Consider the following 8,840-nt stretch of genomic DNA (forward strand, 5'->3'; position numbering starts at 1 on the left):
AAGATCCCAAGCCTTTTGTATGGACCGCCACTGCGGAACGCATTTTCGAAAAGATTGAAAAGTTTTGCGGTAAACTAACCTAACACAATACTAGGGCGGGAATGGAAAGAAGACATTCCTCCGTTGCAGTGTCTGGTGATTAATAAGCGGACTCGGATGCCGGGCCTTGGGTTTGATTTTTTCATGGACAAAGATGGAAGAAAATTACTGTCAAGACAACAGCGCAAAGCTAAGGTCAATGCACTCATTGCCCAGATAGCTGCATATCCATACTGGGAAAAAGTGCTGACTGAACTGGGGTTGCAAAAGGCACCTCAAATAAGTCCGAATTTAGCTGAACTTATGCAGCAGGCTGCGCAACGCGGGAAAGGAGCTGGTGAAAGTGAAGAACACCGCAAGCTGAAGATGTTTGTGAAGAACAACCCGCACGTTATTAGCGTAAATCGAAATTGTCGTTCTGCTACTGAGCATCCCTTGATATCGGGAGACAGGTTGGATGTGCTCTTCAGTAATAAAGACCTGCTTGTGGCTGTAGAGGTAAAGTCTCACGTCTCGGATGAGGCAGATTTGATGCGAGGCCTCTTTCAGTGTGTGAAATATCAGGCGGTTCTCGAGGCGGAGCTTCGCTCAAAACTTGCAATTGGCGAGGTGCGCACGGTGCTGGTCTCTACTCGCGAATTGACGCCAGAGTTATTGAGGGTAAAAAACATCTTGGGGGTGGAATTTATCGAGCTCCCACGGCTCCATGAGTGATGGATTGGCTGCTCTTGTGCTAGGCTCTGGCTCCTGCACTGGAACTCCAATTTTAACCGGCTTTTGGTGGTGACGATGGAGGGTTGTTACGAAAACGACTTCCGTAGATGACTTGGCAGGATGCCGAGTGCCTCGCGGTACTTGGCCACGGTGCGTCTTGCGACTTTGATGCCCTGGCCGTCGAGCATTTTGGCGAGCTTGTCGTCGCTCAGGGGCTTGTGCTTGGGCTCGTTTTTGATGAGCTCGGCGATGGCGTTTTTGACGCTGGTGTTGCTGAGGTCGTCGCCGGATTCGGTCTTCACGCCGTGGGAGAAGAAGAACTTCATGTCGAACACACCATGTGGTGTGGCGATGTACTTGCCGGCGATGGCGCGGCTCACGGTCGTCTCATGCACGCCCACTTCATCGGCCACGGTGGCCATGTTGAGGGGGCGGAGGAAATTGGTGCCCTTTTCCAGAAACTCGCGCTGATATTTGAGGATCTGCGTGGCGATGCGGTGGATCGTCTGCTGGCGCTGATGGATGGAGCGGATGAGGAATTTGCCGCTGCGGATCTTGTCGCGCACGTAGTTGCGCACCTCGCCGTTGTTGCTGGGCTGGGAGAGGAGGTCCTTGTACGTGTTGCTGATGCGCAGGTGCGGCAGGTCGTCGTTGGTCATCACGGCCACCCATTCGCCGCCCTGGCGCTCCACCACGACGTCGGGGGTGACGTAGTTGTTGGACGAGACGGAGAAGCGCTGCGCGGGGCGGGGATCAAGCGTGCTGATGAAGTCCGCCGCGCGGGAGATCTGCTCCAGCGGCACGCCCAGCTTGCGGGCCAGGATGGGGTAGCGCTTGTTGGCGAGGTCGTCGATGTACTGGTCCACCAGCCGCCAGGCGAGGCTCTGCTTTTTGCCGAGGCGCTCGAGCTGGACGAGCAGGCACTCGCGCAGGTCCTCGGAGCCCACGCCCACGGGGTCAAAGCTCTGCAGCAGCTTCTTGGCGGTCTGCAGGGAGTCGATGGGAATGGAGTGCTGGAGGCTGAGGTCGTCGATGCGGGTGTTGAGGAAGCCGCGGTCGTCGAGATTGCCGATGAGAAACTCCACCTGCTCTGCCACGGCGGGCTTGGCGTCGGAGGTGTGGAGCTGGGAGAGCAGGTGCTCCTGCAGCGTGGTCTGCGCCACGATGGAGTCCATGAGGAACTGCCAGCGCTCCTGGTCGTCGCTGCGGCGAGTGGCGGTCTGCTGGCGGCTCTGCTGCCAGTATTCGCGCCACTCATCGTCCATCTGCGTCAGGGCGTCGATGTCGCTGTCGTCCGTACTGCGGTCATCTGGATCGTCGGGAATGGCGTCCTGGATGGAGGTCTCGGGTGCTTCGAGTTCGAGCACGGGATTCACCTCGATCTCCTGCTGGATGATCTGACGCAACTCCAGGGTGGGGGCCTGCAAAATCTGCAGGCTCTGCTGCATCTGAGGCCCGATGGCGAGCTTTTGTGTCTGTAACTGCTGGAGTCCGTGGTCGGCCATGAATGGTTGGTGGACAGCCAAGCGCCATCCAAGCGGATAAGCAAGCAAACATCAGGCCAGGGGCGCGTTTATTTTCGAGATTTCGCAAAAGAGCTGCGGCTGGCATAAAAATAGAAATCCCGGCAAGTGCCGGGATTTCCAGAGGGGGGTAGGAATGAAGGCCGGGGGTATGATACTCAAGGCACCTCAAAGACTTTTTGCGTCGTGGGGTCCAGCGCCAGGGAGCCGCTTTCCAGGCCGGTGATGTCCAGCTCCTTGTAGGGCGGGTAGGGGCTGATCACACGTCCGGGCTTGGCGGTCTTGCGTCCTTTGAGGAAGGAACCGCCGCTTGAGGTGGAAGAGGTGGACTTGCTCGGGGCAGGGAAGTCCTTGCTGCCAGAGTCTGCGCTGGCCTCTGAGCGGCGCGGGGTCGGTGCAGGGGGCGGAGTCTCCTGCGTGGTTTCCTTGCGGGACTTGGTGGCAGAGCTCTTGCTGGTGGTTTTTTCAGGAGGGGAGTCGTTCACCTTGGGCGGCGTGTATTTGTGGGTGCTGCCTTGGGTGGAGGACTTGCTCTGAGTACTGGCTGGCGGCGTGGTCTTGGTGGAGTTGGTCGTGGATGGTTTTTGCGGCTGCTGGGGTGCCGAAGGCTGTTGCTGTGGCGGGTAATTATAGCGCGGCTGCCCCTGTGGCTGAGTCTGCTGCTGGGGAGGATACTGGTAATTGGGCTGCTGTGGGGTGGGCTGATATGCGGCGGGAGGCTGATTGTAGGCCGGGGGCTGCTGAGGATAGGCAGGCGCAGATGGCTGCTGCGGGGTGCCGTCGAGGCTATAGCTGCCGTTGTAGCCCTGCTGGGGGTAGTCGTAGCCGGTGGGGTCCTGTCCATAAAAGAGGCGGCGCACCATCTGGCTCATGCGCTGGCCAAATTTGGGCAGAAACTGCATGGGGCTCTCATACTGCGTCTGTGGCTGCTGCGGGTAGGCATAGCCTCCCTGGGGCTGCTGTGGATACGCGTACCCCTGCGGCTGCTGCTGCGGGTAATAGGAGGACGGCGGCTGCGCGTAGGGCTGCGAATAGCCACCCTGCTGCTGCTGCGGATAATAACGCTGCTGCTGTGCGGATGCCGTCGAGGTCATCACAGCGGCGATGCACCACCAGCCCAATCTCATTGAGCTGAGCAGCTCCCTTAGAGGGGTTCGAGATTTCATAATGGTTAATAGTTCTTAACTTCCTGGGAACTGCAAGCCACAATTTCCGGCCTGCTGCCTCAGGAATGAGTCGTTTCTGGATAGACGAACGCGGCGGAAGTTTGTTCAGCCGCATTCATTGAATGATGCGGATTTTTGGAAGGAAACGCAGACAGCGGGGCAAATTTGGAGTGCGGCTGCGCAACGAGGAACGAGTGAAGCTGCCGCTTTCGAGCGTTTCGTGGTGCGCGTGGGAGGTCGGCACCCGGGAGCCATGGACCTCACGGGAGCCGCAGAAATGCGCCTGCGAGTATTATTGTGGTATCCGTCAGCCGTCAGGCCTGCGGAAAGTGGTAGCTGCGGTCGTTCCTCCCTTTGCAACCGCACTCCAAATGAATGCTGCCAAGACGCAGAAAGGCGGGAGGGCTGTGCGCCGCTCCCGCCTTTCGTGAGGATTGTGATATGCGTTGGCCGTTGCCGGGCTGGTTTATTCAGCCAGGCGGGCGTCGATATCCTTGTCCAGCCAGGCCCACATGGAGGCGAGACCGGCGGAGACCTTGGCCTTCGCAGCGGCGAGCTCGTCGGCGCTCAGCTTCTGGCCAGCGGCAGGCAGGCTGCGGCCAAACATGTAGTACTTGATCTTCGGCTCGGTGCCGGAGGGGCGCACCGCAAAGCTGCGGCCATCGGCGAGATCGACGAAGAGCATCTTCTCCTTCAGCACCACATCGCCTTCTTCATCCTTGATCTCGTCCTTGCGGAAGTCGCGCACGTTGACCACGGCGGAGCCATCCACCTCCTTGGGCGGATTGCTGCCGTAGCTGTCGGCCAGCCTGGTGATCTGCGCGGCACCGGTGGCGCCTTCAAAGACCTTGCTCTCATTGCGCTCCAGGAAGTAGCCCACCTCGGCGTACACTTGGTCCAGCAGACCGGCCACTGTGAGACCCAGGCTGGCGGCGTAGGCGGCCAGCTCGGCAAACATGACCACGGCGCCGTTGCCGTCCTTGTCGCGGCTGAAGTCATCGCCCATGTAGCCGTAGCTTTCCTCGCCGCCGAAGATGAGGAACTTGCTGTGCTGCAGGCGCGCGGCGCGGCTTTCCACATTGTTCAGGTCGCGGTAGCGGGCCTGGATGTCTGCGGGCAGTGCGGCTTCGTATTTGGCCAGCTTGGAGCTGATCCACTTGAAACCGGTGAGGGTGTTCACGCAGCCCACGCCAAACTTGGCGGCGATGGCATCCTGCAGCGGGCTGGTGACAAAGGTCTTGAGCAGCACGGCGCGGTCCTTGTTGGCTGCGGTGAGAATGCCGAGGTCAAACATGGTCTTGGTGCGGTACCAGGCCATGAGGGAGCCCACCTGATTTCCGGTCAGGAGAACCATCTCGCCCTTGGAGTCGCGCACACCCACGCCCATGCGGTCGCAGTCGGGGTCGGTGCCGATGATGATGTCCGCGCCTTCCTTGTTGGCCAGATCCACGGCCATTTTCAAAGCGGAGGCGTTTTCCGGATTCGGAGACTTCACGGTGGGGAAGCGGCCGTCGCGCACGTCCTGCTCCGGCACAGTGAGGAAGGTGAAGCCCAGCTTCTTGAGCAGCACGGGGACGAGCACGCCGCCGGTGCCATGCAGTGCGGTGAAGACGATCTTGAGCTTCTTGGCTTCTTCCTTCTTCAGCAGCTCGGGCTGCAGCATCATCGTTTCCACACGGGCGAGGTACTGCTGGTCCATGTCGTCGCCCAGGGTGGTGATCTGGCCACGCTCTGCCTCAGGCAGGGCCTCGTAGTCTTCTCCCTTGATGGCGTTCACCTCTTTGATGATGCCAGTGGCGTGGGGCTCCACGATGCCTGCGCCGTCGTTGAAGTTCACCTTGTAGCCGTTGTCATGCGGCGGGTTGTGGGAGGCGGTCAGCATCACGCCCGCATCGGCACGCAGCTGGCGCACGGCAAAGGACATCTCGGGCGTGGCACGGCAGCCGTCGAAGAGATAAACATTGGCACCGCAGTCTGTGGCGATCTTGGCGCAGAACTTGGCGAATTCTGCGGAGAAGTGGCGGGTGTCGTGTGCAAAGACGATGCTCGGCTTGCCGCCCAGCTTGGCATTGGCGCGGTAGTTTTTGATGTAAGTCACCAGCCCGCGGGTGGCGCGGCTGACGTTGTAAAAGTTCATCGCATTGGTGCCCACGCAGGGGGCGTCCGGGCGCTGGTCTTCGGGGGCGCTGCCGCGCTCCGCCTTGGTCACCACCTTGCCCACCGTGCGTCCGCGCAGGCCGCCGGTGCCAAACTTCAGTGCCTGGAAAAAGCGGTCGTTCAGCTCGGCCCACTGGCCTGCGCTGGCCAGCTCCTCGATGCTCGCGCGGTAGAGCGGATTTTCGCTGGCGGCGAGCAGGGCACGGATGTTGTCGAGGCTGGCGGGGAGGAGTTGCCCGGAGGCGGCGGCGGCTTGGAGTTGGTCAGCGAGGGACATAAAGTGTGAAATATCAATGTTAACCAGCCATTTAAGGAATCAATCGGCAAAGCGCTCAGTGGGAAATGAGGGATGCTTTACAAAACAGAGCCTGCATTTGCACTCGCCAAGCCAAAGACGGCTCTCTAACATCGGCCTCGTTCTCAGCCAGACCAACGAAAAAACCTTACCCCACACCACACGACCATGGGCCTGATGGATTACCTCAAAGGACAGTTTCTGGAAATCATCCAGTGGACCGACGACTCCCGCGACACGCTCTCCTGGCGCTTTCCGGACGAGGACAAGGAGATCAAGCGCGGCGCGCAGCTCATCGTGCGCGAGTCTCAGGTGGCGCAGTTTGTTTACCTCGGTGAATACGGCGACACCTTCGGTCCCGGCAAGCACACGCTGACCACCGACAACATCCCCATCCTCTCCACGCTCAAGGGGTGGAAATACGGCCTGGAGTCTCCCTTTAAGGCGGATGTGTACTTCGTCACCACGCGCCTCTTTACCGGCAACAAATGGGGCACCAGCAACCCCATCATGATGCGGGATCCGGACTTCGGCATCGTGCGTGTGCGCGCCTTTGGCACCTACGACTTCAAGATCACCGACCCCAAGCTTTTCCTGAAGGAGGTGGCAGGAACGGACAATCACTTCCGTCTGGATGAATTTGCCGACACCATGCGCAGCCGCATCGTCAGCGTGTTCACGGATGCCATGGCCTCCGCCAAGGTACCGGTGCTGGACCTGGCCACCCGCTACTCCGAGCTGGGAGAGGCGCTGCTGCCTATCATCAACCCCGTCACGCAGAGCAAGTACGGTCTGGAGATCACCAGCTTCATCCTGGAAAACGCCAGCGTGCCGCCGGAGGTGGAGGCCGCCATCGACAAGCGCAGCAGCATGAGCGCCATCGGGAACCTGAACGACTACGTGAAGTTTCAGATGGCCGAAGGCATGGGCAAAGGCGGTGCCAATCCCGCAGGCTCAGCAGCCGAGATCGCCATGGGCTTTGGCATGGCGCAGAACATGATGGCGCAGGGTGCCTTTAACATGAATCCCGCTGCAGCTTCTGCCGCCCCGGCTCCCGCAGCCGCCTCGCCCGCCCTCTCCGTGGAAATCCTCACCCCCGCCCAGGTGGCCCAGACCCTCGGCGTCACCGAGGCCGATGTCATCTCCAGCATCGAAGGCGGACAGATCAAAGCCAAGAAGATCGGCACGCAGTACCGGATCACCAAGGCCGCGCTGGATGAGTTTCTGGCGCAGTGATGGGGGCGACGGATGGCGGAGCCATCGCAGCCTGTAGCGAGGGGGGGCGGAGCGACACCCCCTCGTTCATGCGGGGTGCCCGCGCCGCCCGGTGCATGCATCGCGTAGCGATGCCAGTGCGGGTGTCCCTGCGCCGTGGTCTCGCCCCTGTGTCATCGCAGGGGGTGGTATGACGTGGCATTTTGAGACATGAGGTGAAGCTGGGCTGCAAGCGCTGGCATCGCTCCGCGATGCGAGAACCTTCATGGGGGTGGGTCGCGCCGTGTTCGAGGGGTGTCGCTTCGCTCAACCCCTCGCTACAGGCTGGGATGGCTCCGCCATCAGGGCTTGGCCTACAAGGGGTGTCGCTTCGCTCAACCCCTTGCTACAGGCTGGGATGGCTACGCCATCGGGGCGTGGCTTACAAGGGGGCGCTCTGGCTACCAGTTATGGGCTGATGGCTTCGCCATCGGATGCTGTGCCCGCGTTGATGGGGGGCGGATGTGCCTGCGGCGGTGCTGTCTCGGTGTCTGATTTCGTTCTGCCAAGTGGGGATGGCAGGTGGAGGTGTGTTGATCTGCTTCGTGTCTCGTTTCCTTCCCAGGGGGCAGTGCTGGTGGAAACGAAGGTGGATTTTAACGAGGCTGTGGAAACGAAGCGGTTAGAGGATGGAAACGAAGTTGTTTTCCCCAGGGGAAGCTGTGGCGGTGTGGAAACGAGGTGGAGCTGGCTGGGAAACGAGGCTGAAAAAGTGGAAACGAAAAATGAGGTTTTTCGTTTCCATGGGTATGGAGTGGCTGGCGGGTGTTTGGAGCACCGGCAGGGGTGTGTTCGGCGGGCAGGGGGGCATCAGTTTGGGAGGTGCCCTGCTGGGAGTGGGGCGAATGCCGGGGTGTCTGCCGCACGCTGATGGACGGGCCCATTCTTCGCACTGCGTGCTACGAAGGGCTAACGGGCTGTCGCCACACCCATCCTGCGGACGGGCGGCTGGCGCTGGGTGCGCTGTGGTGCCACCCGATGCATGGTCTGAAAAAGTTTCCATGTTTCCATCCCTAGAGGTGGAAACTTGGAAACTTTTCCAGAGGTTATGGTGGAGGGGTGCCAGGGGGATGATCCGTGGAAAACGGATCCGGCGGAGGGGGCGGGCCGCACTGGATGGCATTGGCGGGCCAGGCTTTTTGCTGGTTGCCATAGAGGGGTAGTGTGTGGTATTTTATATGATAACATCATATACCAAGAGCTGGCGTGCATGGATGCATGGGTATCCATGGGGGTGGGGCATGTCATGATTTCTTCATGACTGGCTGACGGTATGCCAGGAGGGTGGTGGTTGGCATTGTGCCCTGGCTCATACCATGAACAGCTGAAAACGGGTCTGTACGGGCTTGGGCACTTTGCACGGGTGCGTGGCACTCCGGTCGTAGGTTGGGTGTGTTTGGCATCGAGAGCACACGCCTGCTCGACCGCCCCTCTGCCAAACCGCCCGACCATCGGCGCATTCCTACGCCGTGGTGCTTGCCGTACGCTGGTGGACGGGCGGGCTGTCGCCACACCCATCCTACGTATGGCGGGCATGCACGCACTGGCTGCCTGGCTTGCCTTGAAGCCTCCGGCTGAACACAAAGTTTTTTCTTGAGAGCCGAATTTTCAGTGGCTTCGAAATCGACCCGTTTTCGTCGCACCGTGGTATCACTCGTGCGCTCAGATGCCACAGGGTGCGCTGCTGAAAAA

Annotated in this window: 5 protein-coding genes; 2 read left to right on the plus strand and 3 right to left on the minus strand. The window is 60.2% G+C overall.

What is annotated here, in order from left to right; all coding sequences use genetic code 11:
• The first annotated feature begins 183 nt into the window (after window positions 1–183).
• Window positions 184–753, plus strand: coding sequence for a hypothetical protein (locus HNQ65_RS14415; RefSeq protein ID WP_184340280.1), 570 nt, complete (start codon window positions 184–186; stop codon window positions 751–753).
• Between the two features lie 86 nt (window positions 754–839).
• On the opposite strand, the gene rpoN is transcribed toward HNQ65_RS14415, so the two are convergent.
• The 3 genes from rpoN to HNQ65_RS14430 all read right to left on the minus strand — a co-directional run bounded on the left by rpoN (window position 840) and on the right by HNQ65_RS14430 (window position 5,876).
• Complete coding sequence (gene rpoN / locus HNQ65_RS14420; protein WP_184340281.1) at window positions 840–2,258, minus strand: RNA polymerase factor sigma-54; 1,419 nt, start codon at window positions 2,256–2,258, stop codon at window positions 840–842.
• Window positions 2,259–2,434: 176 nt separating this feature from the next.
• Window positions 2,435–3,442, minus strand: coding sequence for a hypothetical protein (locus tag HNQ65_RS14425; RefSeq protein ID WP_184340282.1), 1,008 nt, complete (start codon window positions 3,440–3,442; stop codon window positions 2,435–2,437).
• A 466-nt stretch (window positions 3,443–3,908) separates the two neighbouring features.
• Window positions 3,909–5,876 (minus strand): phospho-sugar mutase, encoded by a 1,968-nt coding sequence (locus HNQ65_RS14430; RefSeq protein ID WP_184340283.1) that lies wholly within the window; start codon window positions 5,874–5,876, stop codon window positions 3,909–3,911.
• Between the two features lie 186 nt (window positions 5,877–6,062).
• On the opposite strand from HNQ65_RS14430, the gene HNQ65_RS14435 reads away from it, so the two are divergent.
• On the plus strand, window positions 6,063–7,130 hold the full coding sequence (locus HNQ65_RS14435; protein WP_184340284.1) for an SPFH and helix-turn-helix domain-containing protein: 1,068 nt from the start codon (window positions 6,063–6,065) through the stop codon (window positions 7,128–7,130).
• Window positions 7,131–8,840 lie beyond the last annotated feature (1,710 nt).

This window comes from Prosthecobacter vanneervenii, assembly GCF_014203095.1.
Taxonomy (GTDB): Bacteria; Verrucomicrobiota; Verrucomicrobiia; order Verrucomicrobiales; family Verrucomicrobiaceae; genus Prosthecobacter; species Prosthecobacter vanneervenii.

Bases quoted from the DNA above. Each gene is read 5' to 3' on its own strand.
- HNQ65_RS14415 (WP_184340280.1), top strand. From the start codon at position 184: ATGGACAAAGATGGAAGAAAATTACTGTCAAGACAACAGCGCAAAGCT.
- rpoN (WP_184340281.1), bottom strand. From the start codon at position 2,258: ATGGCCGACCACGGACTCCAGCAGTTACAGACACAAAAGCTCGCCATC.
- HNQ65_RS14425 (WP_184340282.1), bottom strand. From the start codon at position 3,442: ATGAAATCTCGAACCCCTCTAAGGGAGCTGCTCAGCTCAATGAGATTG.
- HNQ65_RS14430 (WP_184340283.1), bottom strand. From the start codon at position 5,876: ATGTCCCTCGCTGACCAACTCCAAGCCGCCGCCGCCTCCGGGCAACTC.
- HNQ65_RS14435 (WP_184340284.1), top strand. From the start codon at position 6,063: ATGGGCCTGATGGATTACCTCAAAGGACAGTTTCTGGAAATCATCCAG.